A 24,988-nucleotide genomic window follows, 5' to 3' on the forward strand; every position below is an offset into this window, starting at 1 on the left:
GTACTGTTTCCGGGTCATAGACGGCGCGGGCTACCCCAGCGGGCGGGGAGAGCTGCTCCCCGGGCCGCCTTTCGTAGCGACAGGCCATCCGCACCAGACAAGGACTCTCATGATCGGCACACCGGACGGTCCCCAGACCGTGTGCTGGGACATCCCCATGGACCCCGCCATCCTCGCCGACGTCCGTGGCAGGCTCCGGCGCACGCTGACGGAATGGCACCTCGGCGGCTCGCGGGACCTGGCGGACGACATCGTGCTGGCGGCCTCCGAGGTCCTGAGCAACGCCGTGCTGTACGGCCTGCCACCGATCAAGCTGACGGTCCGCGTGAGCGACGACATGCTCTGCGCGGAGGTGACCGACCACGGCCGGGGCCGCCCCGAGCGCAAGACCCCCATGATCGACCACGCCGGCGTCCCGGACGGGGACGACGACACCGAGCACGGCCGGGGGCTCGCCATCGTCGAGGCGCTGTCGGACGAGTGGGGCGTCCAGCCGGCCGGCGACGGCGCCGCGAAGACCGTCTGGTTCCGCAAGAAGTGCCCTTTCCCCGCCAAGCCCGGCGACCACTAACCCGCGGGACCTACTCGGGCCAGGCGGAGCCGCGGATGACCTCGACGAAGTCGATGTGGCGGTAGCCGGGGACGAAGTGTTCGAGGACGTCGGCGTTGACCGTGCCGAAGGTGGTGTCGGGGCGGTCCTTGAAGCCGTCGGTGAAGGCGGCGAGGATCCGGCGCTTGAAGTCGGGGCGCGGGTGGGCGGCGGTGACGGCCTCGATGTCGGCGGGGTCCAGGGCGTCGTGGCCGATGCCGAGCACGTCGGTCTCCACCCCGGCCGTGACCAGCGCCACCTCGGGTTCCAGCCGGGAGGGGATCTCGGGTGTGGTGTGCAGGGCGATGCCCTCCCAGACCTTGCGCACGCTCTCCTCGGGGACGCCGTGCGCGCGCAGGAAGCGGCGTGCCTCGTCGGCGCCGTCCAGCTCGAAGCGCTGGTCGGTGCGCCGGTAGGTCTCGGTGAGCCCCAGGTCGTGGAACATGGCGCCGACGTAGAGCAGCTCGGGGTCGGCGGACAGCCCGAGCCTGCGTCCCTGGAGGGCGCCGAACAGGAAGACGCGGCGGGAGTGGTCGTACAGCAGGGGCGGCGCGGCGTCCCGCACGAGCGCGGTGGCCTCGGCGGCGAGGGCGGAGTCGGGGATTTCGATGCCGGCGATCGTCTCGCTCATGCGTATGCGCTCCTGACGTATGGTCGGACGGCGGCGAGATGCTCTCACGTCAACTTTCGCAAGGGCGTGGTCTCTCCGGTCCCACACGCCGGGGCGTCTTCGGCACAGAAATGGGCATCGGCGGTCCGAGTCCGCGAGGAATGACCAAGACGGCGCAAAGCGCAGGCCATGAATCCGCATAATCTCATGGCCGATCACATTTTGAGTCTCATTTTAACAAATTCGGGGACTTAACTGGATGTACCCGGAGGAAGAAAAAGGAGGGTCGCCCCCGATCAGGGCTTCCCAGGGAGTTGAGTGAGTGGCAGTCCACCTACGGCCCCAGTCCATCCAAGGACGCTTCACGTTGATCACGGCCATCGCGGCCCTGATCCTCTTCGCGTTGCTGGGTGCCGGGATGGCGGCCACGGCGCGGATGAAGATCCAGGACGGGATCTTCCGGGACACGCAGAACGCCGCCACCGACTGGGCCGGCTCCCTCGACCCCTCCGCCGTGCCGCAGGTGACCCACGAGAGCGGCATCGACCTGCTCCAGCTCGTCGACTCCCACGACCGGGTGAAGGCGGCCACCGAGGCGGCGAAGGGCCTTCCGCCACTGAGCCACCTCCGTCCCCCGGAGACCAGCCGTATCAAGAACGAGATCGTGTGCACGCGGGACGACGGATGCCTTCTGGTCACCGCCGTCCGCGTCCCTCCGCTGTCGTCGCGCGTGCTGTGGGCCGGGGAACCGCACTACGTCTTCGCGGGCAAGCCCGAGCCGCCCCTGCTGACCGCGAACCGCCTGGAGCTTCTCACCGCCGCCGCCGTCCTGCTGGCCACGGGTCTGGCGGCGTGGGTGTCCTGGTGGGTTGTGGGACGCACGCTGCGCCCCGTGGCGGCGATCCGGGCCAGGACGGCCGAGATCAGCGTCAGCGACCTGAGCCTGCGCGTGCCCGAGCCGCCAGGGGACGACGAGATCGCCCAGCTCGCCCGCACCTCCAACGAGACGCTGGCCCGCCTGGAGCAGGCGGTGGAGCAGCAGCGCCAGTTCGCCTCCCTGGTGTCGCACGAGCTGCGCTCCCCCGTCGCGGCCCTGCACGCGCACCTGGACGAGGCCCTGATGTATCCCGAGGACGTGGACACGCGGCAGACGTTCCAGAGCGCGCTGGCGGCCACCGAGCGGCTCCAGGCCATCATCGACGACATCCTGGTGCTGGCCCGCATGCGCACCACCGTGCGCTCCGGCCCCGAGCCGATCGACCTGAGCGCGCTCGTGAAGGGCGAGGCCGCCAACTGCCCGCACACCCCGCCGGTGTACACCCACCTCCTGAGCGAGATCACCGTCATGGCCAACCGGATCTCGCTGGTCAGGGTCGTGGACAACCTGCTGGTGAACGCGCAGCGGCACGCCGAGAGCCGGGTCGACGTGACCACCGCGCGGTCGGGCGACCAGGCCGTCCTGACGGTGACGGACGACGGCGACGGCATCGCGCCGGAGGACAGGGAACGCGTCTTCGAGGCGTTCGTGCGCCTGGACGAGGGCCGCCGCCGCGACCCCGGCGGCAGCGGCCTCGGCCTGGCCATCTGCCGCGCCATCGCCTCCGCCCACCACGGCACGCTCACGATCGAGGACTCCCCGCGCGGCGCCCGCTTCGTGCTGCGCCTGCCCCTGAGGAAGACCCAGCCGATCCGCGCGCAGCGTCTCACGCTGAGACGCGACCCCGCCGCTCAGGCACGGTAGGCGGTGGCCATGGCGTGGAAGACCTTCTTGGGTTCCCAGGTCATGTCCGGATAGGTCGTGCCCATGCGGCCCTCCAGGACCTTTACCACGCCGTAGGAGGCGAGGTCCAGGTCGTACCGGGGGTCCTCGCGGTGCGGGTGGCCGTAGGCGGCGAAGGTGAACCAGAACGCGGCGTCCACCCCTTCGGCCTCGAAGACGGGCAGCAGCTCGCGCAGGTAGGTCACCTGCTCGGACTCCTCGCGCCGGAAGTCGCCCGCGAGGCGGTGCGGCTCTCGCGAGCGGTCGACGACGGCCCAGGCCATGCCGCCGCGGTCGGCGGCGCCCTCGTAGGCGCAGGTGCCGAACTCGGTGACGACGACCGGCTTGCCGTGCCGGAAGTGCCGGCGCAGGGTCTTCACGTAGGTGGACGCGGTGCGCCGGTCGCGGTAGCTGTCGACCGAGACGATGTCGAACGGCGTCCAGTCCACCCGCTCCCAGGGGCCGGAGGCGTAGGTGACCCGGCCGCCGAAGTGTTCGCGGGCGACGGCGGCGGCCTCGGCGAGGAACGCGTTCACGCCGCGGGGCACCCGCGCCAGGCGGGCCAGCCGCCATGGCCGCGTCGCGATGCCGGAGAGGTAGGCGATGCGCTCCTTGTACGTCGGGCCGGGGATCCATCCGGCCCCGAACAGGCTCAGCTCGCAGCCGAGCACGAGCACGACCTCGGCGCCCTCCGCGCGCACCTTCTCGGCGCGCCGGGCGCAGTCGGCGAAGTACGGCAGCATCTCGGCCGGGCCCATCTCGCAGGGGAACGGCGAGAACCAGACCTCCAGCCCGGCCTCGGCGGCGTGCCGGGCGGCGGTCTCCAGGCGATCGGGCAGGCCGCCGGAGACGCGGACCGCGCCGCAGTGCAGGTCCTCGGCGATGACGCGCATCTCGCGCCGGACGATCGCGGGGTCGAAGTTCTCCCGCGAGGTCGTCCCGCCGGGCAGGAAACCGGTGTCGTAGTTGATGCCTTTCACGCGCATGGAAAGCCCTTCGCTGATCACGTGCGGTGGCGGGCGCGCGGCCCGCTCACCGGGGATAGAGGTGGCCGACGCCGTTCTCCAGCAGGTCGAAGGCGTGCTCGACGGCGCCGGCGAGGTAGGCGCCCGCGTCCGCGAGGGAGCCGCCGTCGACAAGGAACCGGAAGAAGCCGGCCTTGAGCATGAGGATGGTGCCGGTGATCTGCGCGGCCACCAGGGACGGCGTCAGGTCGCCTGGCGCGGCGCCGGCCTCGGCGGCGAGGAGGCGCGCCAGGCGGTCGCGCTGCTCGTCGAGCAGGCGGTGCATACCGGCCAGGAGCACCGGGCTGTCCATGATCACCCGCATCCATTGGATCACCGCGCCCTCCGAGCCCAGGGCGGGCTGGGAGCCGGGGTCGGCGGCGAACGCCCGGTAGTGGGCGCGCAACGCGCCGACGGGGGTGACGCCGGGCGGCCGTGCGGCGACGATCGGCGTGGGGTCGTCGGCGGCGGCGGACTCCAGGATCAGCGATTCCTTGGTCGGGAAGTACTTGAAGAGGGTGACCTTGGCGACCTCGGCCGCGGCGGCGACCTCCGCCACCGTGACCGCGTCGAAGCCCCGCTCCATGAACAGCCGCATGGCGGCCTCGCGGATCGCCTCCTTCGTGCGCCGCTTCTTGCGCTCCCGCAGCCCCTCGGTCATGCCCGCGACGCTACCGCGAAACGCTTACCGAGTTCAATCCTTAACCCGGTACAGAAATCTCCCGTGGTCCCGTGCCGCACGGACGCCTGGCGCGGCCCGGCGCGGGCATGATGGAGCGCTATGGACGAACTGATACTGCTGCGGCACGGCGAGACCGAGTGGAGCCGGGACGGCCGGCACACCGGGCGGACGGACATCCCGCTCACGCCGAGGGGCGAGGAGCAGGCCCGCGCCCTCGCGTCCGCGGTGGACGGCGGCGCGCTCACGCTCGTCCTGGTGAGCCCGGCGGGCCGTGCCCGGCGCACGGCGGAGCTGGCGGGGCTGACCGGATCGGCGCCGTACGACGTCGAGCCCGCGCTGTGGGAGTGGGACTACGGCGGCTACGAGGGCGTCAGCACGCCGGACGTCAGGAAGGAGCGCCCCGGCTGGTACCTGTGGCGCGACGGAGTGGTCCCGGGGGACGCCGCGCATCCGGGCGAGACCCTGGAGCAGGTGGCCGCGCGGGCCGACGCGGTGATCGCGCGGGTCCTGCGGGTGGAGGGGAAGGTGGCGCTGGTGTCGCACGGGCACTTCCTGCGCGTGCTCACGGCCCGCTGGCTGGGGCTGTCCCCCGGTCTGGGGCGGCACTTCAAGCTGGACACAGGGACGGTGTCGGTCCTCGGCTTCGAGCGCGAGGAGCGGGCGGTGACCCTCTGGAACGCTCCCGCCCGGGGCTGAGCCGCGCCGGGCCCTGGCGGGGAGGGTCGCGGGGCCGTCAGCCGGTGATGGCGGCCGGGGGCCGGGGGCCTCGTCCGGTGAGCCATTCGAGCACTTCGCGGTGACCGCTGCGCGCGTCCTCGAAGTGACCCCAGCGCCAGTAGCGGGGCTGTTCCCTGACGCCGGTCACCCAGGTGCGGTAGGAGACGGGCGAGCGGCCGTCCTCGGTGGAGGCCGCGGACGCGACGCCGTACGTACGGATCACGACGCGGCCCCCCGGTGCGAACAGCACGTCGTCGGCGACCGGGTACAGCGTCATCTGGTCCAGCATCGGGTGCCCCCACGGAACCTCTTCAGGGAAGTGGACACATCCAGTGTGCAGGAACGGCGACGGCCCCCGGTTACGCGAGGCGTGCTCTCCGGTTAACCGGACTCGCGATGTGCGGATCTATGTAAACAGGGTGTTACGCGACCAGATTGTCGAACTCGCCGTCCTTGACGCCGAGCACCAGGGCCCGGATCTCGTCACGGGTGTAGATGAGGGCCGGGCCGTCGGGGTACCTGCTGTTCCGGACGGCGACACCCCCGTCGGGAAGCTTGGCCAGCTCGACGCAGTTACCCTGCGAGTTGCTGTGAACACTCTTGCGCCACGCCACGCCGGTGAGGCTCGTGGCCGGCATTCCGTTGTACGGCTGGTTCATCTAGATCTCTCTGAGTATGTCGCCGAGTATCTCGGCGGTGCCCCCGGGAGTTGTGCTCTCGATGCAGAGCTGTTCCATGGCGGTGAGGTATGGATCGATGTCCTCACGTTTGTCCAGGTAAAGGGCACCCCACAGCTGCTCGACGTAGACCACGTCCGAAAGGTCGGACTCCGGAAAACGCAGGATGGTGAACGCTCCGCCTTCGGCCGCGTGCATGCCGAACTGGAACGGCATCACCTGCAAGGTGATGGTCGGCAGGCTCGCGACCGCCATCAGGTGTTGCAGTTGCTCGTACATGATCTCCTTGCCGCCGATGGGCCGCCGCAGGGCGGCCTCGTCGATCACGGCCCAGAGTTTCGGTCCTTCCTTACGGGTGAGACGCTCCTGCCGTTGCATGCGCAGATGCACGCGGCGCTCGATCTCCTCCTCCGGCACGTCCGGATACCCGAGCCTGATCACCGTCCGGGCGTACGCGGCCGTCTGGAGGAGGCCCGGCACGAACTGCACTTCGTAGGTGCGGATCACCGAGGCAGCCTCTTCTAGGCCGACGTACGTCGAGAACCATGTGGGGAGCAGGTCACTGTATTTGTGCCACCAACCGGGGGTGTTCGCCTCGCGGACCATCTCCAGCAGACCACGGCGATCGGCGTCGTCGTCGACCCCGTACAGCGTGAGCAGGTCTTCGACGTCACGTGTCTTGAACCCGACCCGCCCCAGCTCCATGCGGCTGATCTTGGATTCCGAGGCACGGATGTGGAAACCCGCCATCTCACGGGTGAGCCCGCGCTCCTCGCGCAGCCGCCGTAAGCTGGCGCCCAACATAATGCGCCGAACCGTTGAGCCGGAACCAGGCGGATCGATGGACACGTGCTTCCTCCGGTTGTGGACTGGTTCACAGTCTGTCAAAGATCGCGCGTGTGGTCCCCCTTCGGTTTCACTCCCAAGGCTAACCGTAGCGCTTGCATGCCCCCTATGCACGTGCATTCGACCTTGCACCTGCACGGGAGTTTGCCTCATCATGATCCCGTGCACTCCACGGACCTGACACGTGGGCACAGTCTGTGGTCGGCCGGCGATTGGTGGCCTCCCATCGGCTGGTGGCCCCGTCCCGCTCGCGACCTCACCTCCGCCGGAGCGGCGACGTCGAGCGCGAGCTTCGTCCTGCCCCCGCGGGCGGAGTCGGTGCACGCCGCGCGCAGCTACGCCTCCGGCAGCCTGTGCGGCTGGGGCATGGGCGACATCGCCGGCGACCTGGAGCTGGTGGTCTCGGAGCTGGCCACCAACGCGCTGCGGCACGGCCTGCTGCTGGACCGGCGCGACGCCGCGCGCCGCGCCACCGAGCCGATCCGCATGTCGATGATCCGCAGGGACTCGCTGGTCACCTGCGCCTTCGCCGACCCCGGTGCGGCGCCGCCCGTCATGCGCGACCCCTCACCGCTCGAACCCGGCGGCATGGGCCTGCACATCGTCGAGTCGATGAGCCTGCGCTGGGGCTGGCACCCCCTGCCCCCCGCGGGCAAGGTGGTCTGGGCCGTCCTCAAGAGCTGACCCAAGAACCCCACCCGCACCGTGCGGCGCCGTACCGGCCCGGCGGTGGTTACGGAACTCACAGGTTCCGGTTCTATTCTGCTACGTCGATCCCGTGGGACCGGTGCGTTGCATTACGGTGGCCTCCTGGTGACTCCCGCGAGACCTTGAAAGAGCTGTGATGGATGATCACCTGCTCGACTGGCTGGCCACGCTCGACGAAGACCGGCTCGCGCGCGTCCTGGCGGGCCGGCCCGACGCCATCGCCGCGCCGTGGCCGCGCCGCCTCGACACGCTCGCCCGGCGCTTGGGCGACACCTTCGCCGTCATGGAGGTGATGCGCGGCCTGCCGCTGCCTCCGCTGGAAATCCTTCAGGCGTGCCTCGTCATCGGCGAGCGCGCCACCGCCGACGAGCTGGCGCGCTTCCTCGGCGTCAGCACGGCGGAGGTCATGCCCTGGCTGGACGGCCTGTACGACCGGGCGCTGGCCTGGCCTGGGCGCGACGGCCGCGTCCACCTCACCTCGGCCGTCTCCCGCTGGTGGGCGGCGCCGTGCGGACTCGGCGAGCCCCTCGCCTCCTACCTGGACTCCTGGGCCGTCGACACCGAGGGCCTGCGCCGCCTGAGCCGCGCGCTCGGCCTGCCCGCGCAGGGCGGCAGGCGCCAGCTCATGGCCCGCGTCACCGCCGCGCTGTCGAACGCCGACGCCCTGACCGGCCTGCTGCGCGACGCGCCCGACGGCACGGTCAGCCTGCTGGACGAGTTCGCCTGGGACGGCCCGGTGCGCGGCGTCATCGGCGACCGCTTCACCGCCCCCGGCACCCCGGAGAAATGGGCGGGCGACCACGGCCTGCTGTTCCGCCCGCAGTGGGACATCGCCGAGATGCCCCGCGAGGTCGCCCTGGCCCTGCGCGGCCCCGACTACCACGCCCCGTTCACCCCTGAGCCCCCGAAGCTCGGCACCGTGGCCGTCGGCGCCGAGTCCGTCGACCACGCGATGTGCCTGGCCGCGCCGCACGCCGTCGACCGCGCCGCCGCGCTGCTGGAGAACACCGACAAGACGCCGCTGCCCCTGCTCAAGGCCGGCGGCGTCGGCGTGCGCGAGGTCCGCAGGATCGTCAAGGAGACCGGCTGCGCCGAGGACGAGGCCCGGCTGCTCCTGGAGGTCTGCGCGGTCGCCCGGCTGCTGGCCTGGGACGACGCGGCGGGCGGCCTGGTGCCGACCAAGCGCTTCGACGCCTGGCGGCTGGAGGACGCGCCCTCGCGGCTGCGGGTGCTGCTGGCCGCCTGGTGGCGCATGGAGCGCACCTCCCTGCGCCGCTCGGGCGGCCGCTACCCCACGGTGCTCGGCGACGACCCGTCCGGCGAGACCGTCGCCCGCATCCGCAGGGCCGTGCTGACCACGCTGGCCACCCTCCCCGAGGACGCCGCGGTGGCCAGCGTCCCCGAGCTGGTGCAGGCCGTGCACTGGCGGGCCCCCTTGCTGGACCGCGAGCTGCTCGCCGAGTGCTGCCCGGCCGTCCTGCACGAGGCCCGGCTGCTCGGGCTGGTCGACTCCGACGCCCTGACCGCGCTCGGCCGGGCCCTGGCCGCGCTCGGCTCGGCCGCCCCCGGCGACGAGCAGGACGAGAGCGTGCCCCACGTCGAGCGCGATCCCGGCCTGGTCGAGGCGTCCGTGCACGCCCTGGCCGGGGCGCAGCGCACCGCCCTGTTCGGCGCCGACCTGACGGCCGTGGTCACCGGCCCGCCCGCCGCCGAGCTGGCCGGGCTGCTCGACCGCGCCGCCGACCGCGAGTCCCAGGGCGCCGCCTCGGTGTGGCGGTTCTCCCCCGCCAGCGTGCGGCGCGCCCTGGACTCCGGGTACACCGCGGACTCCCTCCTGGAGGACCTCGGCGCCGCCGGCACGCTCCCGCAGCCGCTGACGTACCTGGTCAAGGACGTCGCCCGCCGCTACGGCGAGGTCACGGTGACCACGGTCGGGTGCATCATCCAGGGCGCCGACCCGGCGCTGCTCGCCGAGATCGCCGCGCACCGCCGCCTGTCGCGGCTGGGGCTCCGGCTGCTCGCGCCCACCGTGCTGGCCGGGGCCGCCTCGGCCGAGCGCACGCTGGCCGCGCTGCGCGACGCCGGGTACGCGCCGGTGCCCGTGGACGACACCGGGTCGATCGCCGTCCGCCGCGAGCCGCAGGGCGGCCGGCTGATCCTGCTGCCCGGCGGCCGGGTGGCCGAGTTGGAGGAGCCCCCGCCGTTCATCCCCGACCCGCCGCCCGACCCGCGCGAGCACGCCAGGCGCCTGGTGCGCGCCGACGACGACCAGCGTCCCGCCGGGCAGACCTGGGCGGTGATCGGCCGCATGGCCACGCGCCTGCCCACCGCGCAGCAGTCGCTGCTGGGGTTCGTCGTGGACCGCGGGGTACGCGCGCTGATCACGTTGTCCGACGGGCTCACCGCGACGGTCAGTCACGGTGAGCTGCGGCGCGGCGTGCTGGACGCCTGGTGCGAGGAGGCCGGCGACTATCTGGAATTTCCGCTGCACGAGATCGCCTCGGTGACCAGCGGCTAACGCACGGAGCACCGCCACCCTCGCCCCCGGCGCGCATGAGGGCCGTCGCTCCGGGCAAGGGGAGGGCGGGGGCCGGCACCTCCGCCGTCCTCCGCCGGTCCTAGGTCGTGGGCGGACTCATGAACTTACGTCAGGCACGGACCCCGGCGCTTCACCTGCGCCACCGCTGGCAGACGATCGAGGCGATCGGCCACGTGGTCACCCAGCGGTGCCAGATGTGCGCGCGCACCCGCGTGCGGGTGAGATCCGGCCCGCTGCCGGTGCGGTGAGACGCCGCTACGGCGTGAGCGTGAGCGTGCCGGCCGCGTCCGCGCGCACGGCCCGCTCGGTCTGGCGCATGGGCGTCGTGCCGCCGTTCCCCCACAGCTCCGCCTGGTCGTGGTAGTTGAGGTGGAAGGCGTGGCCGGACGCGCCGGTCAGGTTGACCCACCGTGACCGGTCGAGGTCGGCCAGGTCAACGATCATGCGCATCGACGGCACCCAGTCGACCTCGTAGCCCGCGACGGCGTCCCAGCCGGTGGCGTCCACGGCGTCCTGGCCGCCGCCGAGCCGCAGCGGCCCCCTGTTGAACAGCCACTCTACGGGGCCGATGCCGGAGGTGCCGAAGGTCTCGTGGGTGAGCTCCAGGGTGTGCAGGTCGCCCCAGCGCCAGTCCTCGGGCGTGCCACCGAGCCGCTCGCGCAGTTCCTTCGCCGCGCCGGTCATCGCGGCGGCGAGGATCTCGTCCCTGCCCTCGGTCCTGTCCTTGGTGCGCGCGTCGTCCCACCAGGGGTCGGCGGGGCGTTCGAGCAGCGTACGCACCACCTCGTACCAGCGGTCGCCGCCGCCCGCGCGCCCGCCCTCGGGCAGTTCGTCGTCGAAGGTCCGCTGGAGGAGCTGCCGCCAGACCGCGTTGAAGTACGCGGCGGGGGCGCTGTCGCGCCGCTGGGTGTGGTCCCAGCCGTCCAGCAGCCGCGCCTCCGGGACCCGGGCGCCGGCCTTGAGCAGGTAGGGCACCAGGGTGGGCGCCATGGTGTTGGAGGAGTCCATCTGGATGTCGGCCATCGTGGCGGCGGTGACCTTGCCGCCGCCCGCCAGGGCGCGGGCGAGCCGGTCGGCGATGCGCTGGGAGCGGTAGCCGTAGGCCCAGTCGGAGGTCAGGAAGCGGTCGTAGCCGGGGCCGATCGCGGCGTTGTTGGCCGTGGCGATGTAGCCCTCGGGCGGGTTGTAGGACTTCGGGAGCTCGTCGAAGGGGATGTAGCCGGTCCACTCCTCCTCGCCCGTCCAGCCCTTGCTCGGCCAGGTGCCGTCCCCCTTGGCGCGCACAGGGATGCGCCCCGGCGCCTGGTACCCGATGTTGCCGTCGATGTCGGCATAGATCATGTTCTGGGCGGGGGCCTCGAAGGCCGCCGCCGCCGTCCTGAACTCCTCGAAGTTCGACGCCGTGTCCAGCATCAGCAGGGCGTTGGCGGTGCGGCCGGGGTCGAGCGCGGTCCACCGCAACGCGATCTCCACGTCGTGCCCGCCCGCCGGCGCCTTGCCCCCGGTCACGGTCCCCGGCCGCTCCCCCGCCCGCGCCGCCGCGCCGGCCAGGGCGTCGCCCGCCGCGCCGAGCACGCCCGAGACGATCGGGCCGTGCGCGGTCGCGCGCACGGTCAGCGTCTCCGGGGCACGCCCGGCCACCTTGATCTGCTCGGTCCTGGTCTCCATGGGCACCCATCCGCCCTTGGACTCGTAGGAGTTCCCCCGGGTGCGCTCGACGTACACGTCGGCGACGTCCGGGCCGAGGTTGGTGAAGCCCCAGGCCACCCGGTCGTTGTGGCCGATCACCACGCCCGGCATGCCGGAGAAGGTGTACCCGACGACGTCGTAGGGGCAGGCGGCAGACTTCGCCCGGCAGTGCAGGCCCGCCTGGTACCAGATGGACGGGATGCGCGGCCCGAGGTGGGGATCGTTGGCCAGCAGCGGCCGGCCGGTGGCGGTGTGCGCGCCGGACACGACCCAGGAGTTGGAGCCGATCCCGGCCCGGTCGCTCCCGCCCGTGCCGAACGGCGACGGCAGCGCGGCCAGCGTCCGGGCCGCCCCGGCCAGCGCCCGTACGGTGGCCGTGTCCGCCGGGGCGGCCGTGCCCCGCGCGGTGGTGGCGGCGGGGTCGAAGGCGCCGTCGCGCACGGCGCCCGCCGTCACGATCGTGCGGTGCCGGTCGAACGGGTAGGCCGGGAAGAGCTGCCGCACCCGCTCCTCGGGCAGGACCGAGGAGTCGAGCGCCCGCTCCAGTTCGGCGTCCAGGTTGGAGCGCAGGTCCCACGCCATCGCCTTCAGCCAGGCGAGGGAGTCGGCGGGCGTCCACGGCTCGGGCTCGTAGGCGCCGTTGGTCAGCTTGAGCACGGCGTATTCGAGGCTCTTCTCGGCGAAGCCCCGGTGGGCGGCCATCCAGGCGTTCACGCCGGCCGCGTAGTCGGTGAACGCCTGGCGCGTGGGCGCGTCGAGCAGGGCCACCTCGCGCTCGGCCGTGCGCCGCCAGCCGAGCGTCCGCACGACCTTGTCGACCTCCAGGGTGGTGGCGCCGAACAGCTCCGACAGCCGCCCGGCGGTGGTCTTGCGGCGGAAGTCCATCTCCCAGAAACGGTCCTGGGCGTGGACGTACCCTTGGGCCATGAACAGGTCCTTGGGGTCGTCGGCGTAGATCTGCGGGATTCCGTACCGGTCGCGCACGACGGTCACGGGGGCGCTCAGGCCGGGCAGCCGCAGTTCCCCGTCGGTCTGCGGGAACGACCGGCGGACGGTCCAGGTCACCGCGGCGGCGAGGAGGAGCACCACCGCCAGGAGGCCGATGAGGACGCGTGCCCCCCAGCGAAGCGGGCGGGGCAGCCTGGCGAAGGGGGCAATCCTCACGAACTCACGGACCTTTCCTGACACATGGGCGCACCACAGTATGCGGTCCCGCCGCCGGGGCGCCGGTCACCGAGAGGTCGCTCTTCGGACACCGCCCGGCCACGTCGCGCGGGACGGCCGTCAGTCCGGGACCAGCGCCGTGATCAGCTCGCGCAGGCCCGCGACCGTGCGCGCCGCGTCGCACGTGCCCCGCAGCGCGGCGGCCATCTCGGCGCCGAGCGGGGCGAGCAGGGCGTGGGCCAGGTAGTCGGCGTCGCGCCCGCGCCCGGCCTCGGCAAGGAGGATGGCGAGGTGGCGGTGCCAGAAGCGGTAGGCGCCGAGGCGGTAGCGGGCGCCGGGGGACGCGGTCTCGGAGACCCGGAGCAGGTCCAGGTGGCCGTACAGGTAGGCGGCGTAGGCGTCGGCGAAGGCCAGCAGGCGCGCGGCGGGCGGCGCGCCGGGGCCGAGCGGCGGCGGGCCGAAGATGACGCGTTCCTGCAGCTCGCGTTCGCGCGCGTCGAGGAGCGCGGCGGCCAGGCCCGACCTGTCGCCGAACCGGCGGAACAACGTGCCCTTGCCCACGCCGGCCTCGGCGGCGATGGCGTCCATGGACACCGCGGCGACCCCGTGCTCGCCGAACAGCCGCGCCGCCGCGGCCAGCACCCGCTCGCGGTTGCGCGCGGCGTCGGCGCGCTCGCGCGGACGGCCCTCGCGGAGCAGGTCCACCAGCTCGTCCCGCGGCGCGCCCGCGTCACCCATGAGGACCGTCGTCGCCGGGCGATGCGTCGAGGTGGCGCTCCAGGGCGTCGAGGTGGCCGGCCCACATGCGGCGGTAGGGCTCCAGCCACTCCAGGACCTCGGTGAGCGGCTCGGGCCGCAGCTCGTAGACCCGCCGCTGGGCGTCCGGGCGCATGCGGACGAGCCCCGCCTCGCGCAGCACCTTCAGGTGCTTGGACGTGCCGGGCTGGGTGAGGCCGAGTTCCTCCACCAGCTCCCCCACCGCGCGGGGCCGCTCCAGCAGCAGGTCGAGGATGCGGCGGCGGTGCGGTTCCGCCAGCACGGCGAACGCGGTGGCCATGCCCCGATCATAACCAGCAGGGCATATAGCCACAAGGCAATGGGTGGGCCACGGAGGCCCGGGGTCGCCCGGCGGGAGCGGTCAGCCGTCCTCCTTGCGTCCCACGCCGCCGACCATCCACACCGACTCGGGCCTGCGCACGGCGAGAGGGTTGGCCGGGCGCCACTGCCGCAGGTAGACGAGCCCCGGCTCGATCAACCGCAGGCCCTCGAAGAAGCCGAGCACCTGTTCGCGGGTGCGCGAAGGATCCTCCTCGCGGCCGAGGATCCGTTTGTAGACGTCCACGATCGGCTGGGCGGACTCCGGGCGCGAATCGAGCACGGCGTGCGCGATGACCATATGACCACCCGCGGGCAGCCGGTCACGGAGTTCCGCGACGCGCTTGAACGGGTCGTCGGCGTCCGGCGTGAACTGCAGCACCCCGAGCATGACCACGGCCAGCGGGCGGTCCAGGTCGATCACGCCGCGCAGCCGGGCGTCGGCGAGCAGGTCGGCGGGATGCAGGATGTCGCCCTCGACGACCGTCGTGCGCGCGTCGAGGGCCAGCAGGGCCCGCGCGTGCGAGAGGACCACGGGGTCGCGGGAGACGTACGCCGTGCGGGCTTCCGGGGTCAGCTCCTGGGCGATCTGGTGGGTGTTGTACCCGCTCGGCAGGCCCGTGCCGATGTTGATGAACTGCGTGATCCCCTCGCCGATCAGGTACCGCAGCACCCGCACCTGGAAGTCCTGGGCCTCCTTGGCCATGGCGCGCACCTCGGGCGCGATGGCCAGGATTTCCTCGGCGGCCTCCCTGTCGGCGGCGAAGTTGTCCTTTCCACCGAGGAAATAGTCATTCATACGCGCCACATTGGGCCTGCTGGTGTCCAGACCCGCCAAGCCCCGTCGGGTCTCTTCCGTCATTTCATCTCCTCGGCCGCACACGACTTCGATGGCACTGTACCGGGTTCGGTAGGGATATTTACCATCATGACCCGACCGTAACCGCTGGGCCTGACCACTACCTCGACCCTATGGTCCGAAACCTATTCAGATTGGCCACCGAAACATGATAAGGCAGGGCCATAAACCGGATAGGAACCAACAAACTACGATTAACGGCCGACTCGGCTTGATCTTCCCCGACTCCGGACACGCGGGACGGACGCGCAGCGGAGGGCAGCTTGGGGTCACTGTTCACCCTCCGGCCGAATAAGCTTCAGACGTGGCTGACCCGAAGTTCGAGATCCAGATGCTCCACGATCGCGTCATGGTGAAGGTCGAGCAGGACCGCGAGGAGCGGCGCAGCTCGGCGGGCATCGTCATCCCCGCGACCGTCACGATGGCCAACCGCCTCATCTGGGGCGAGGTGTGCGGGGTGGGAGCCAATGCCCGCCTGGTCAAGGTGGGCGACAAGGTGCTGTTCAACGCGGAGGACCAGTACGAGGTCGAGGTGCACGGCCAGGTCTACCTGGTCATGCGCGAGCGCGACCTGCACGCCGTCGCCACCCCGCAGTCGGAGCAGGGCACGGGCCTGTACCTCTGACGGCCCGCGCCCGGCCCCGGGAGTCAGCCCAGCGGGTTCAGGCAGTTCACCGCGCCGCGCGGCGCGTCCAGCTCGTCCATCACCAGCCGCTGCACCACCGGGTCGAGGACCACGCCGAGATGGGCGCTGAAGTCCAGCGGGCACACGCGCTGCAGCAGCACGTTCCTCACCCCCGCCCCGCTCAGGAACGACGACGAGAACGGCGTGATCACCTCGTCGTAGCGGGTCGCGATCACCGTCTGGGTCACGCCGGGGACGCCCTCGCCGCCGGAGTTCAGCGCGCCCAGGAACCCCGACCCGGCGAGCTGCTGCCCGCAGGCCGGGCAGGCCGCGGTGACGGGGCCGGTGACGCCGAGCAGGTCGCCGAGCGCGGCCAGGCCGCCGAGCGTGGTGCCGTGGTTGGAGGGCGCGATGCCGACGAGCTTGCGCACCTTGGCGGCCCCGCCGAGGAACCTGAGGTAGTGGCGCGGCATCATCCCGCCCTGGGAGTGGCCCACGATGTCCACCTTGGCGGCGCCGGTCGCGGCGAGCACCCGGTCCACGAACGCCGCGAGCTGGGCGGCCGAGCGCGCGATGTCGCCGGTGCCGTGGACCAGGGCGCCCGGAGCGCCGCCGTAGTCAAGGGCGAAGACGCAGTACCCGGCGCGCCTGAGCGCCGGGGACAGGACGGGCCAGCTCACCGCCATGGTGGCGAAGGTGCCGTGCACGAGGATCACCGGGCGCGGGTGCGCGGCCGTCGGCACGCAGGCCCAGTCGTTCGCCCCCCGGGGAGAGGTCCCGGCCCGGGCGGGGCCGGCGAGCGCCGTGCTCACCAGGGCCGCCGCGACCAGCGCCGCGAGGACGACGCGGATACGCATGCCTTCCCGCCTTCCAGCCATTAACGGCGGGTGTCCGCCCAATGGCTGAGAAGTTAAGCGAGAAGAGCGGAAATAGCTTGTCACCGGCGGCGTAACGCGCCGCGTCATATGTCGCGCGGATGATAAAAAGAGGGACGCTGCGGGCCGACCGCCGTTTTCATCCCTTTTCGCGGGCCTCGGCACGCGCCGTGTCACCGCGGGCGCGCAGCGCTATTTCCAGCTCGAAGCGGTCGTCGGGCGTCCTCAATTGGTCGCCGAAGAGTTCGGCCGCCTGGCGCAGCCGGTAGCGGACGGTCTGCGGGTGGACGTGCAGGCGGGCCGCGACCTCGTTGGCGTTGTGGCCGCACTGCAACCAGGCCAGCAGGGTCTCGGCGACCCGGTCGCGCTGGGCGGGGCGCAGGCGGCGCAGCGGCGCCAGCCGCACCCGGCGCAGCACGCGCACCAGCGCCTCGTCCTTGAAGATCATCATCGTGGAGAGGTGGTCGGCGCAGCGGATCGGCCCCGACGCGTCCAGCAGCCCGCGCCGGGCCAGCGCGAGCGCGTCACGGGCCAGCCGCAGCGACTGCGCGGCCTCGTGCGGCGGCACAGCGGGGCCGACGGCGATGATCCAGTCCCGCAGCGCGGCGTCCAGGACGCCCGCCCGTCCGGGCCCGTCCGGGTCGGGCAGGATCAGGCAGGGGGCGGCCCGGTCCAGATCGGCCAGCACGTCCGGTGGAAGCGCGGGCCGCGCGGCGGCCTGGGCGCGCGGGGCCAGGGCGACGCCCGCGACCGTCCGCGGCACCGCCCACCGCACCGCGTCCGCCAGGTCCCGCACGGCGCGCGGGTCGGCGGGCGGGTCGCTCACCAGCAGGTCCAGCAGGCGCCTGCGCCGCAGCTCCACCTCGCCCGCCACCTTGACCTGGGCCTCGGCGTACCCCTCCGCCGCGGCGGCGGCGATCTCGTCCAGGTACACGAGGATCGCCTCGCCGACCTCGCACACCCGCCGCCGCGACAGGTTCAGCCGCTCGGACTCCAGGGCCAGCCGCCGCCAGGCGACCCGGGCGCAGATGCGCAGCGCCGCCTGCAGGGAGTCCAGCGGGCGGCCCTCGGCGGCCTCGCCCTTGCCGATGGCCCGGTAGACCTCCAGCAGCCGTCCCCGGCCGGCGCCGTCGTCGGCGACCCGCACCAGGAACTGCCGCAGCGCCTCCTCCACCGCGCGCCGCACGGCCCCGACGTACTGGGCGTCCCCGGGCCGCGAGTACTCCGGCACGCTGGCCTGGATCTCCCCCATCATCTCGTCGGCGAGCTCGTCGAGGTGGTCACGGACGACGTCGGCGAACTCGCGCGGCACCTGCGACAGCGCCGGGGTGGCCACGCTCACGCCCGCCTCGTGATGGCGCTCATCGCGATGCACCTCTTCATGCGGCGAGGTCCCTGCCGCCGGAGCGGCCCTGCGCACATTCTGATCGGTTCAGATCACATTTCTTCCTGACTCGCTGTACGCCCGGGTGACAATCCAGTACCCGCACGCCGAAGGCGACACGGCCGGAGGTGGAGGGCGTCAGGTCAGGAAGCCGCGGGCCATCTGCAGGAGGTCGACGCCGGTGGTGAGCCTGAGGGCGAAGTAGACGATCACCGCCGCGACCGCGAGCGTCGCGCCGCCGACGATGATGCGCACGGGCCAGTTCTGACGTTTGAGCCAGTCCGTCCAGGCGGAGAGGGTCTTCTTGGCGAACTCCAGCAGGCGGTGCGCCCAGGCGAACTCGGTGGCGAGAATGGCGAGGCCGGCGAAGACGATCAGCCAGCCGGGGCCGGGCAGCGGGACCAGCAGCAGGCCGCCGATCACCAGCGCGGCGCCGATCACGCCGATGACGATCTTCAGCGTCATGCGGCCCGTGCGGGTGGCGCGGACGCCGTCCAGCCAGCCCCGCCGGTTCTCGGCGTCACCTCGCCTGTCGTCGGTCACGGCCACCGGCACACCCCCGTACTGTTCCTGTCGCGGTCCAGAATATGCGCCCGGCGCGACGGTCCCGCGCGGCACGGGGTATGCGGCCGGGCCGCGCCCCCATGACCGGCGTCCTGACCGGCGTCGGGACCCCGGGCAAGGTTGGGTCTTCTCAAGATTCCCCGGCCGGGTTATCAAAAGCCCAAGTGGACGTGTGAGGGCGGGCGCTCCATCCCATGAATCGGCCGACGCCGGGCTTCCGGCGCGGTGATCCATGCCCGCGTGCCCGATCTCGGATGGAGGACCCGTCATGCGCCCCGCGCGAAGCCTCGCCACACCCGCCCCGGCCTCCTGACGCCGCCCTCGTCCCCTGCTGTCAGCGATCACCCCCCACTCCGATGGAGAACGCCATGCGACGGTTACGAAACGTGTTACTCAGGATCCTGTGCGTCGTATCGGCGCTCGCGGCCGGGCTCACCGCCGCGGGCACGAGCGCGCGGGCGGCGGTGCCCGACCGCTGGGGCTTCGCCGTCGTCGACGTCCAGAACGGCGTCCCCGACCTCTCCCACCAGGCGGGCAGCTGGGCGCCCGGCCCGACCGTCACCGTCACGCCGGGCGCCGTCGGCCAGGTCTACGTGAAGTTCCCGCAGATCGGCATCCCGTCCGGCGGGGTGGTCCACGTCACGGCGATCACCCAGACCGGCCAGTGGTGCCAGGTGCAGAAGTACACCGCCTCGGGGCCGGACGAGATCGTGGCGGTGCGGTGCTACAAGTACGGCGGCACCCCGCAGTTCACTCCCTTCTCCATCGTCTTCTCCCAGAGCACCGGCCTGCTGCCGGCTCCGAAGGCCTTCGGCTACCTGCTCTGGACCGGCGCGGCCATCGGCACGCAGTACAACTCCGCCGGTGGGGGGAACACCGTCACGCCGCTCAGCACGGGCGTGTGGCGGGTACGGCTGCCCGGGCTCGGCTCGGCCGGCCAGGCGGGCGGCTTCCAGGCCACGGCCGTCAACCCCGACAAGCCCGCCCGGTGCAAGGTGAGCGACTGGACGCCGCTCGCGGCCGAGCAGGTGATCATCGTCCGCTGCCACAACGCGACCAACGTCCCGGCCGACTCCGGGTGGACCCTCACCTACCAGCGGGAGCGGGCGATCACGGGCGCCGCCGTGCCGCCGAAGAACTTCGGCTACATCTTCGACACCACGCCGGCCAACCCCGGGCCGTACACCCCCGTGCCGCCGGCGATCACCTACAACTCGCTGGGGTCGTTCAACGAGATCCAGGGCGCGGGGACGGGGCTGCGGCTGGTGACCTTCCACAAGGTCGGCGTGCTCCAGGACGACGTCCAGGCGACCGCGTACGGGCCCGGACCGGAGTACTGCAACCTGCTCGCGGTGTGGGCGACCTTCGGTAACGAGGCGCTCGTGCGGGACGTGGCCTGCTACAACGGCGTGACCCGTGTCGACCGGCAGTCGTTCGTGACGTACGTGTCGGCGTTCTGACCGACCCTGGCACGGTGGCGCGGCGCGGGGCCCAGGTGTGGGGGCTCCGCGCCCGCCGTCCTCATCCTCCGGAAAACCAGCGATTGTCCAGGTGAAAGCAGGAAATTTCGGGGTAGCCGGATGCGCGTGCCACACCACCTCGCTCTCGCGGCGCAGGACCTGAGGCTCGACGTCAACCTGCTCGACTACCTCGTCCTGGCGCTCTACTTCCTCACCGTGCTCGGCATCGGCCTCGTCGTGCGCCGGACCGTCCACACCAGCCTCGACTTCTTCCTCTCCGGCCGCTCGCTGCCCGCCTGGGTCACCGGACTGGCCTTCCTGTCCGCCAACCTGGGCGCCACCGAGATCCTCGGCATGGCCGCCAACGGTGTGCAGTACGGCGTCCAGACCCTGCACTACTACTGGATCGGCGCCGTCCCGGCGATGGTGTTCCTCGGCGTCGTGATGATGCCGTTCTACTACCGCTCCAAGGTGCACAGCGTCCCCGACTTCCTGCGGCGCCGCTTCAACGGCCAGACCCAGCTGCTCAACGCGATCACGTTCGCGCTCGCGCAGATCCTCATCGCGGGGATCAACCTGTACGCGCTGGCGCTGGTCATGGGCGCGCTGCTCGGCTGGCCCCTGCTGCTGTCGATCGTCGTGTCGGCGGCGATCGTGCTGGCCTACGTCGTGCTCGGCGGCCTGTCCTCGGCGATCTACAACGAGGTGATGCAGTTCTTCGTCATCCTCGCCGGGCTGGTCCCCGTCACCGTCCTCGGCCTGATCAAGGTGGGCGGGTTCTCCGGGCTGGCCGACAAGGTGCGCCAGTCCTCGCTCGGCGAACCGGGCCTGCACGCCTGGGCCGGCACCGGGGCCGCCGACACCAACCCGCTCGGCGCGCACTGGATCGGCATCGTGCTCGGCCTCGGGTTCGTGCTGTCGTTCGGCTACTGGACGACCAACTTCACCGAGGTCCAGCGCGGGCTGTCCGCCCGCGACACCACCGCCGCGCGGCTCACCCCGATCGTCGCCGCCTACCCCAAGCTGGTGATCCCGGCCGTCACCGTGATCCCCGGCCTGGTCGCGCTCGTGCTGTTCAGCGACCTCGGCAAGCCCGGCGGCCCGCAGTACAACTACGCGATCCCGCTGCTGATGGGCGACCTGCTGCCGAACGGCGTCCTCGGCGTCGCCGTCACCGGCCTGCTGGCGTCGTTCATGGCGGGCATGGCGGCCAACATCAGCGGCTTCAACACCGTCTTCACCTACGACATCTGGCGCTCGCACGTGAAGAAGGACCGTCCGGACGAGTACTACCTGCGCCTCGGCCGCCTCGCCACGGTCGGCGGCGTCGTGCTCGGCATCGGCACCGCGCTGATCGCGGCCGGGTTCAGCAATATCATGAACTATTTGCAGACGCTGTTCTCGTTCTTCAACGCGCCCCTGTTCGCCACCTTCATCATCGGCCTGTTCTGGCGGCGTATGACCGCGTGGGCCGGGTTCTGGGGGCTGCTGTCGGGGACGGTCGCGGCGTTCGCGTCCTACATCCTCTTCAAGGCCGGGGTGCTGGACTTCGGCACCGAGCTGAACGCCACCTTCTGGGGCGCGGGCACCGCGTTCGTCGTGGACGCCCTGGTCTCGGTCGCCGTCACCCTGGCCACCACGCCTAAGCCGGAGAGCGAGCTGCGCGGGCTGGTCTACGGCCTCAGCGACGCCTCGATCGCCGACGACACGCCGGCGGGCGGCAGGACGTGGTACCGGTCGCCGATCATCCTCGGCACGGGAGCCGTGATCCTGGCCGCCGCCCTCTACATCCCCTTCATCTGATCACGGATCCGATTCGGAGGACCCCTGTGAGCGAGGAGACCACCCGCAAGCGCGCCGCCCGGCGCTTCGACATCCGGCGGATCATCGGCGGCCTTTTCGCGGTGTACGGCGTGATCCTGACCATCACCGGCCTCCTGGACGGCCAGGCCGAGCTGGCCAAGGCCGAAGGCGTCCGCATCAACCTCTGGACGGGCCTGTCCATGATCGCCGTCGGCATCGCCTTCATCGCCTGGGAACACCTACGCCCCTACACTCCCCCGCAGCCACCGCCCGAGGAGCCCGAGGACCGGCCCTGAGCCCTTCTCCGGAGGTGCGGCCGGCGAGGCGGCGGAAGGAAATCCCGTTGCGGCCCGGCGGCGCGCCCGGTCACCATGATGTCCATGTTCCTTCGCGCTCTCCCTGTGACGCCCGCCGCCGCGGGTGCGGGTGAGCGTGCCTTCGACGGCCTGGAGCGTTGACCTCTTTCCGTGCGTCCTGATGTGGCCCGGCGGGGAGAGGTTGATCGCCCGTGTACGGGTCACACGACCTTCAGGTCCTCAGGGAAGGAATCATGGCCAAGCAGGCCTATGTGCGGAACAAGCCGCACCTCAACATCGGCACGATGGGGCATGTCGACCACGGGAAGACCACGCTGACCGCCGCGATCACCAAGGTGCTCGCCGAGCGGGGCGGGGCGACGTACACGCCGTTCGAGAGGATCGACCGCACGCCCGAGGAGGCGCGGCGCGGGATCACGATCAACATCTCGCACGTCGAGTACGAGACGGCCACCCGTCACTACGCGCACGTGGACATGCCCGGTCACGCCGACTACGTGAAGAACATGATCACGGGGGCGGCGCAGCTCGACGGGGCCATCCTGGTGGTCTCCGCGCAGGACGGCATCATGCCGCAGACGCGCGAGCACGTGCTGCTCGCCCGGCGGGTCGGCGTGGAGCACCTGGTCGTCGCGCTGAACAAGGCCGACGGCGCCGACCCGGAGCTCGCCGACCTGGTGGAGCTGGAGCTGACGGAGCTGCTCGCCGAGCACGGCTACCACGACGTGCCCATGGTCAGGGTGTCGGGGCTGCGGGCGCTGGAGGGCGACCCCGCGTGGACGGCGTCGGTCGAGGCGCTGCTGCGGGCGGTGGACGAGCACATCCCCGTCCCGGTCCGCTACGTCGACGCGCCGTTCCTGATGCCGGTGGAGAACGTGCTCACCGTCACCGGGCGGGGCACGGTCGTCACCGGGGCGATCGAGCGCGGGTCGGTCAAGGTCGGCGACACGGTCGAGGTCATCGGTCTCGGCGCGGGCTTCACGGCGGTGGTCACCGGGGTCGAGACCTTCGGCAGGGTGATGGACCGGGGCGAGGCGGGCGACAACGCCGCGGTGCTCCTGCGCGGGGTCCGGCGGGAGCAGGTGCGCCGGGGGCAGGTGCTGGCCGTCCCCGGCTCGCAGACGGCCCGCCGGCGCCTCGCCGCCAGGATCTACCTGCTCACCGAGGCCGAGGGCGGGCGGCGCAAGCCCATCGCCGACGGCTACCGGCCGCAGTTCTACCTCCGGACGACGGACGTGCCCGGCCAGATCGCCCTGGACGCGCCCGCCGCGCCGGGAGACACGGTGGAGGCGGTCGTCGACCTGGGCAAGGAGGTGGCCCTGGAAGCCGGCCTGAACTTCGCGATCCGCGAGGGCGGGCTGACGGTCGGGGCGGGAACCGTGCTGGCCGTCCTCGGCTAGGCGGAGACCCTCCCCTCCACGGCGGGCCCCGGCGTACGCGCCGGGGCCCGCTCCCTCTCAGGGCTTGCGCCGGTCGGGGGCCGGGCTGCCGATGGTCATGCGCCGGGCGATGTCCCACAGGTGTTCCAGGGTCGCGGTGACACGCGGGGTCTCCGGCCCGAGGAGCCGGGCCCAGGCGCCGGCGCCGCCGGGCAGGACACCGGCCCCGCCCGTGAGCCCGCTGCGCGTCGCCGCCTCGTGCAGTTCGCCGGCCAGATCGCCGGCGGCGACGGCGGCGGTGACGACGTACAACGTGGACAGCACGCCGTGGCCGCCGAACATGGCCGGGCCGGTGACCGGGGCCTGGGCGGGGACCAGCCTGACCGGATCGGCGAACAGCAGGTCACCGGCGGGCCGGTGGACGTCCAGATCGCTGCAGTAGGCGGTGTAGGCGTGCCGTTCCCCGCGGGCCAGGCGTCCGGCCAGCATGGTCTCCCCCAGGATCACCGTGGCGGACGGGTCCACGGTCAGCCGGGTGCGCTGGTAGAAGCGCGAGCCGGCGAAGGGGATCACCGGGCCGGGGAGGTACTCCAGGGAGCCGCCGGGTCCCACGGCGATGGAGACGAGCTGGGTGGCGTAGTCCTGCTCCATCCGGTAGATCTTCGTCGCGGCCTGCGTGGTGACGTACACGGACGCGTCCGCGCCGCAGGTCAGGTCCAGCCGGTAGCGGTCTCCCTGCAGCACGCCGCCGCCCACCGCGATGACCATCACGCAGGCCAGGTCCGGTCTGGACGGATCGTGGTAGAGCGGGCGCATGATCTGGAGCGGCGTCTTCTGGTAGTGGCCCGTCAGCTCGGTCCGCTCGCCGCGCCGCTCGAAGACCAGGTCCAGCACGCCGACCTTGCCGGGGCTGCCCACCGGCAGGGTGTCCGGGACCTGCGCGTACCGGGCCACCGCCTCCGGTATCGCGGGGATCGTGTAGCGGTCGGCGGCGAGCCGGTCTATCGGGCGGATCCCCATACCGGCCTGCGGCTGGCGACGAAGTCGGCCACATCGCGTACGCCGGTGCCCCTCAGGGAGTCGGTCAGGATGACCGGGCGTCCCTCGCGGACGCGGTCGGCGTCGCGGGTCATCACGTCCAGGTCGGCGCGGACGTACTGGGCGATGTCCACCTTGTTGATGACCAGCAGGTCGGATTCGGTGATGCCCGGCCCCCGTTTGCGCGGCATCTTGTCCCCTTCGGCGGTGTCCAGGACGAAGATGTAGACGTCGGCCAGGAGGGGGCTGAAGGTGAGGGTGAGGTTGTCCCCGCCGCTCTCGTACAGCAGCGTGTCGATGTCGCCGAAGCGTTCCAGCAGGTCGGCGCCTGCGGCGAGGTTCATCGACGGATCGTCGCGTACGGCCGTGTGCGGGCATGAGCCGGTCTCCACGCCGATGATCCGCTCGGGGTCCAGGACGCCGCGCAGCGTGCGCTTGATGTGGTCGGCGTCCTCCCTGGTGTAGATGTCGTTGGTGACGACGCCCACGCTGTGTCCCTGTTCGAGCAGGATCGGGACCAGCGCCTCGATCAGGGCGGTCTTGCCCGATCCGACGGGGCCGCCGATGCCGACCTTCAGAACGTTCTCCATGTGCGTTGCCCTTCG

The 24,988-nt window shown here is 72.0% G+C and carries 26 protein-coding genes; 11 read left to right on the top strand and 15 right to left on the bottom strand.

What is annotated here, in order from left to right; genetic code table 11:
- Nucleotides 1–109: 109 nt before the first annotated feature.
- Nucleotides 110–571, top strand: a complete 462-nt coding sequence (locus BJ982_RS32820; RefSeq protein WP_184886512.1) for an ATP-binding protein — start codon at nucleotides 110–112, stop codon at nucleotides 569–571.
- Nucleotides 572–581: 10 nt separating this feature from the next.
- Here the strand turns inward: BJ982_RS32820 and BJ982_RS32825 are convergent, their stop codons facing one another.
- Complete coding sequence (locus tag BJ982_RS32825) at nucleotides 582–1,220, bottom strand: HD domain-containing protein (RefSeq protein WP_184886513.1); 639 nt, start codon at nucleotides 1,218–1,220, stop codon at nucleotides 582–584.
- A gap of 346 nt (nucleotides 1,221–1,566) precedes the next feature.
- Here BJ982_RS32825 and BJ982_RS32830 point away from each other — a divergent pair, with 346 nt between their 5' ends.
- Nucleotides 1,567–2,940: a sensor histidine kinase gene (locus BJ982_RS32830; RefSeq protein WP_239122858.1), complete on the top strand. Its 1,374-nt coding sequence runs from the start codon at nucleotides 1,567–1,569 to the stop codon at nucleotides 2,938–2,940.
- Here BJ982_RS32830 and BJ982_RS32835 read toward each other — a convergent pair.
- Together BJ982_RS32835 and BJ982_RS32840 are read right to left on the bottom strand one after the other, a co-directional pair.
- Nucleotides 2,928–3,944: a glycoside hydrolase family 113 protein gene (locus BJ982_RS32835; protein WP_184886515.1), complete on the bottom strand. Its 1,017-nt coding sequence runs from the start codon at nucleotides 3,942–3,944 to the stop codon at nucleotides 2,928–2,930. The two genes, BJ982_RS32830 and BJ982_RS32835, sit on opposite strands and share 13 nt — an antisense overlap.
- 46 nt (nucleotides 3,945–3,990) lie before the next feature.
- Nucleotides 3,991–4,623, bottom strand: coding sequence for a TetR family transcriptional regulator (locus BJ982_RS32840; RefSeq protein WP_184886517.1), 633 nt, complete (start codon nucleotides 4,621–4,623; stop codon nucleotides 3,991–3,993).
- Nucleotides 4,624–4,743: 120 nt separating this feature from the next.
- Between BJ982_RS32840 and BJ982_RS32845 the strand changes: the two genes are divergently transcribed.
- Nucleotides 4,744–5,340, top strand: a complete 597-nt coding sequence (locus BJ982_RS32845) for a histidine phosphatase family protein (protein WP_184886519.1) — start codon at nucleotides 4,744–4,746, stop codon at nucleotides 5,338–5,340.
- Between the two features lie 37 nt (nucleotides 5,341–5,377).
- On the opposite strand, the gene BJ982_RS32850 is transcribed toward BJ982_RS32845, so the two are convergent.
- From BJ982_RS32850 to BJ982_RS32860, 3 genes are all read right to left on the bottom strand, one after another.
- Nucleotides 5,378–5,650, bottom strand: coding sequence for a hypothetical protein (locus BJ982_RS32850; protein WP_184886521.1), 273 nt, complete (start codon nucleotides 5,648–5,650; stop codon nucleotides 5,378–5,380).
- A 133-nt stretch (nucleotides 5,651–5,783) separates the two neighbouring features.
- Nucleotides 5,784–6,020 carry a DUF397 domain-containing protein gene (locus BJ982_RS32855; protein WP_184613824.1) on the bottom strand — a complete coding sequence of 79 codons (237 nt, stop codon included), beginning with the start codon at nucleotides 6,018–6,020 and terminating at the stop codon, nucleotides 5,784–5,786.
- Nucleotides 6,021–6,887 carry a Sco1979 family transcriptional regulator gene (locus tag BJ982_RS32860; protein WP_184886522.1) on the bottom strand — a complete coding sequence of 289 codons (867 nt, stop codon included), beginning with the start codon at nucleotides 6,885–6,887 and terminating at the stop codon, nucleotides 6,021–6,023.
- A 159-nt stretch (nucleotides 6,888–7,046) separates the two neighbouring features.
- On the opposite strand from BJ982_RS32860, the gene BJ982_RS32865 reads away from it, so the two are divergent.
- The 3 genes from BJ982_RS32865 (at nucleotide 7,047) to BJ982_RS32875 (ending at nucleotide 10,379) form a co-directional block, all read left to right on the top strand.
- Nucleotides 7,047–7,568, top strand: a complete 522-nt coding sequence (locus BJ982_RS32865; RefSeq protein ID WP_239122859.1) for an ATP-binding protein — start codon at nucleotides 7,047–7,049, stop codon at nucleotides 7,566–7,568.
- A gap of 160 nt (nucleotides 7,569–7,728) precedes the next feature.
- Nucleotides 7,729–10,110, top strand: a complete 2,382-nt coding sequence (locus BJ982_RS32870; protein WP_184886526.1) for a helicase-associated domain-containing protein — start codon at nucleotides 7,729–7,731, stop codon at nucleotides 10,108–10,110.
- A 119-nt stretch (nucleotides 10,111–10,229) separates the two neighbouring features.
- Nucleotides 10,230–10,379, top strand: coding sequence for a hypothetical protein (locus BJ982_RS32875; protein WP_184886528.1), 150 nt, complete (start codon nucleotides 10,230–10,232; stop codon nucleotides 10,377–10,379).
- 7 nt (nucleotides 10,380–10,386) lie between these two features.
- On the opposite strand, the gene BJ982_RS32880 is transcribed toward BJ982_RS32875, so the two are convergent.
- The 4 genes from BJ982_RS32880 to BJ982_RS32895 all read right to left on the bottom strand — a co-directional run bounded on the left by BJ982_RS32880 (nucleotide 10,387) and on the right by BJ982_RS32895 (nucleotide 14,941).
- The gene (locus tag BJ982_RS32880) at nucleotides 10,387–12,984 is read right to left on the bottom strand and encodes a penicillin acylase family protein (RefSeq protein ID WP_184886530.1); all 2,598 of its coding nucleotides are present in this window, start codon (nucleotides 12,982–12,984) and stop codon (nucleotides 10,387–10,389) included.
- A gap of 120 nt (nucleotides 12,985–13,104) precedes the next feature.
- Nucleotides 13,105–13,722 (bottom strand): TetR/AcrR family transcriptional regulator, encoded by a 618-nt coding sequence (locus BJ982_RS32885; RefSeq protein ID WP_184886532.1) that lies wholly within the window; start codon nucleotides 13,720–13,722, stop codon nucleotides 13,105–13,107.
- The gene (locus BJ982_RS32890) at nucleotides 13,715–14,041 is read right to left on the bottom strand and encodes an ArsR/SmtB family transcription factor (RefSeq protein ID WP_184886534.1); all 327 of its coding nucleotides are present in this window, start codon (nucleotides 14,039–14,041) and stop codon (nucleotides 13,715–13,717) included. The genes BJ982_RS32885 and BJ982_RS32890 overlap by 8 nt, the downstream gene beginning before the upstream one ends.
- Before the next feature lie 81 nt (nucleotides 14,042–14,122).
- Nucleotides 14,123–14,941, bottom strand: a complete 819-nt coding sequence (locus tag BJ982_RS32895; protein WP_184886536.1) for an SAM-dependent methyltransferase — start codon at nucleotides 14,939–14,941, stop codon at nucleotides 14,123–14,125.
- Between the two features lie 301 nt (nucleotides 14,942–15,242).
- On the opposite strand from BJ982_RS32895, the gene BJ982_RS32900 reads away from it, so the two are divergent.
- Nucleotides 15,243–15,563 carry a GroES family chaperonin gene (locus BJ982_RS32900; RefSeq protein ID WP_184886538.1) on the top strand — a complete coding sequence of 107 codons (321 nt, stop codon included), beginning with the start codon at nucleotides 15,243–15,245 and terminating at the stop codon, nucleotides 15,561–15,563.
- 23 nt (nucleotides 15,564–15,586) lie between these two features.
- Here BJ982_RS32900 and BJ982_RS32905 read toward each other — a convergent pair whose 3' ends face one another.
- The 3 genes from BJ982_RS32905 to BJ982_RS32915 all read right to left on the bottom strand — a co-directional run bounded on the left by BJ982_RS32905 (nucleotide 15,587) and on the right by BJ982_RS32915 (nucleotide 18,371).
- A complete protein-coding gene (locus tag BJ982_RS32905; RefSeq protein WP_184886540.1) occupies nucleotides 15,587–16,420 on the bottom strand; it encodes an esterase/lipase family protein in 834 nt (277 codons plus the stop codon).
- Between the two features lie 157 nt (nucleotides 16,421–16,577).
- A complete protein-coding gene (locus BJ982_RS32910) occupies nucleotides 16,578–17,780 on the bottom strand; it encodes a PucR family transcriptional regulator (RefSeq protein ID WP_239122861.1) in 1,203 nt (400 codons plus the stop codon).
- Nucleotides 17,781–17,960: 180 nt separating this feature from the next.
- Nucleotides 17,961–18,371, bottom strand: coding sequence for a TIGR02611 family protein (locus BJ982_RS32915; RefSeq protein ID WP_239122862.1), 411 nt, complete (start codon nucleotides 18,369–18,371; stop codon nucleotides 17,961–17,963).
- A 383-nt stretch (nucleotides 18,372–18,754) separates the two neighbouring features.
- Between BJ982_RS32915 and BJ982_RS32920 the strand changes: the two genes are divergently transcribed.
- The 4 genes from BJ982_RS32920 (at nucleotide 18,755) to tuf (ending at nucleotide 23,366) form a co-directional block, all read left to right on the top strand.
- Nucleotides 18,755–19,846, top strand: coding sequence for a hypothetical protein (locus BJ982_RS32920; protein WP_184886542.1), 1,092 nt, complete (start codon nucleotides 18,755–18,757; stop codon nucleotides 19,844–19,846).
- Nucleotides 19,847–19,966: 120 nt separating this feature from the next.
- Entirely contained in the window at nucleotides 19,967–21,649 is a 1,683-nt protein-coding gene (locus BJ982_RS32925; RefSeq protein WP_184886544.1) for a sodium:solute symporter family protein, read from the top strand.
- A 26-nt stretch (nucleotides 21,650–21,675) separates the two neighbouring features.
- Nucleotides 21,676–21,945 carry a hypothetical protein gene (locus tag BJ982_RS32930; protein WP_221482413.1) on the top strand — a complete coding sequence of 90 codons (270 nt, stop codon included), beginning with the start codon at nucleotides 21,676–21,678 and terminating at the stop codon, nucleotides 21,943–21,945.
- Between the two features lie 254 nt (nucleotides 21,946–22,199).
- Entirely contained in the window at nucleotides 22,200–23,366 is a 1,167-nt protein-coding gene (gene tuf, locus BJ982_RS32935) for an elongation factor Tu (RefSeq protein ID WP_184886546.1), read from the top strand.
- A 57-nt stretch (nucleotides 23,367–23,423) separates the two neighbouring features.
- On the opposite strand, the gene BJ982_RS32940 is transcribed toward tuf, so the two are convergent.
- Together BJ982_RS32940 and ureG are read right to left on the bottom strand one after the other, a co-directional pair.
- Nucleotides 23,424–24,365, bottom strand: a complete 942-nt coding sequence (locus BJ982_RS32940) for an urease accessory protein UreD (RefSeq protein ID WP_184886548.1) — start codon at nucleotides 24,363–24,365, stop codon at nucleotides 23,424–23,426.
- Nucleotides 24,347–24,973: an urease accessory protein UreG gene (ureG, locus tag BJ982_RS32945; protein WP_184886550.1), complete on the bottom strand. Its 627-nt coding sequence runs from the start codon at nucleotides 24,971–24,973 to the stop codon at nucleotides 24,347–24,349. Before ureG ends, BJ982_RS32940 begins: the two co-directional genes overlap by 19 nt.
- Nucleotides 24,974–24,988 lie beyond the last annotated feature (15 nt).

This window comes from Sphaerisporangium siamense (assembly GCF_014205275.1).
GTDB lineage: Bacteria > Actinomycetota > Actinomycetes > Streptosporangiales > Streptosporangiaceae > Sphaerisporangium > Sphaerisporangium siamense.

What these genes read in the sequence shown, in the direction of transcription:
- BJ982_RS32905 (WP_184886540.1), bottom strand. Translation starts at nt 16,420, where the DNA reads ATGCGTATCCGCGTCGTCCTCGCGGCGCTGGTCGCGGCGGCCCTGGTG.
- BJ982_RS32890 (WP_184886534.1), bottom strand. Translation starts at nt 14,041, where the DNA reads ATGGCCACCGCGTTCGCCGTGCTGGCGGAACCGCACCGCCGCCGCATC.
- ureG (WP_184886550.1), bottom strand. Translation starts at nt 24,973, where the DNA reads ATGGAGAACGTTCTGAAGGTCGGCATCGGCGGCCCCGTCGGATCGGGC.
- BJ982_RS32835 (WP_184886515.1), bottom strand. Translation starts at nt 3,944, where the DNA reads ATGCGCGTGAAAGGCATCAACTACGACACCGGTTTCCTGCCCGGCGGG.
- BJ982_RS32825 (WP_184886513.1), bottom strand. Translation starts at nt 1,220, where the DNA reads ATGAGCGAGACGATCGCCGGCATCGAAATCCCCGACTCCGCCCTCGCC.
- BJ982_RS32940 (WP_184886548.1), bottom strand. Translation starts at nt 24,365, where the DNA reads ATGGGGATCCGCCCGATAGACCGGCTCGCCGCCGACCGCTACACGATC.
- BJ982_RS32920 (WP_184886542.1), top strand. Translation starts at nt 18,755, where the DNA reads ATGCGACGGTTACGAAACGTGTTACTCAGGATCCTGTGCGTCGTATCG.
- BJ982_RS32870 (WP_184886526.1), top strand. Translation starts at nt 7,729, where the DNA reads ATGGATGATCACCTGCTCGACTGGCTGGCCACGCTCGACGAAGACCGG.
- BJ982_RS32820 (WP_184886512.1), top strand. Translation starts at nt 110, where the DNA reads ATGATCGGCACACCGGACGGTCCCCAGACCGTGTGCTGGGACATCCCC.
- BJ982_RS32840 (WP_184886517.1), bottom strand. Translation starts at nt 4,623, where the DNA reads ATGACCGAGGGGCTGCGGGAGCGCAAGAAGCGGCGCACGAAGGAGGCG.
- BJ982_RS32845 (WP_184886519.1), top strand. Translation starts at nt 4,744, where the DNA reads ATGGACGAACTGATACTGCTGCGGCACGGCGAGACCGAGTGGAGCCGG.
- BJ982_RS32895 (WP_184886536.1), bottom strand. Translation starts at nt 14,941, where the DNA reads ATGACGGAAGAGACCCGACGGGGCTTGGCGGGTCTGGACACCAGCAGG.
- BJ982_RS32875 (WP_184886528.1), top strand. Translation starts at nt 10,230, where the DNA reads ATGAACTTACGTCAGGCACGGACCCCGGCGCTTCACCTGCGCCACCGC.
- BJ982_RS32925 (WP_184886544.1), top strand. Translation starts at nt 19,967, where the DNA reads ATGCGCGTGCCACACCACCTCGCTCTCGCGGCGCAGGACCTGAGGCTC.
- BJ982_RS32850 (WP_184886521.1), bottom strand. Translation starts at nt 5,650, where the DNA reads ATGCTGGACCAGATGACGCTGTACCCGGTCGCCGACGACGTGCTGTTC.
- BJ982_RS32855 (WP_184613824.1), bottom strand. Translation starts at nt 6,020, where the DNA reads ATGAACCAGCCGTACAACGGAATGCCGGCCACGAGCCTCACCGGCGTG.
- BJ982_RS32885 (WP_184886532.1), bottom strand. Translation starts at nt 13,722, where the DNA reads ATGGGTGACGCGGGCGCGCCGCGGGACGAGCTGGTGGACCTGCTCCGC.
- tuf (WP_184886546.1), top strand. Translation starts at nt 22,200, where the DNA reads ATGGCCAAGCAGGCCTATGTGCGGAACAAGCCGCACCTCAACATCGGC.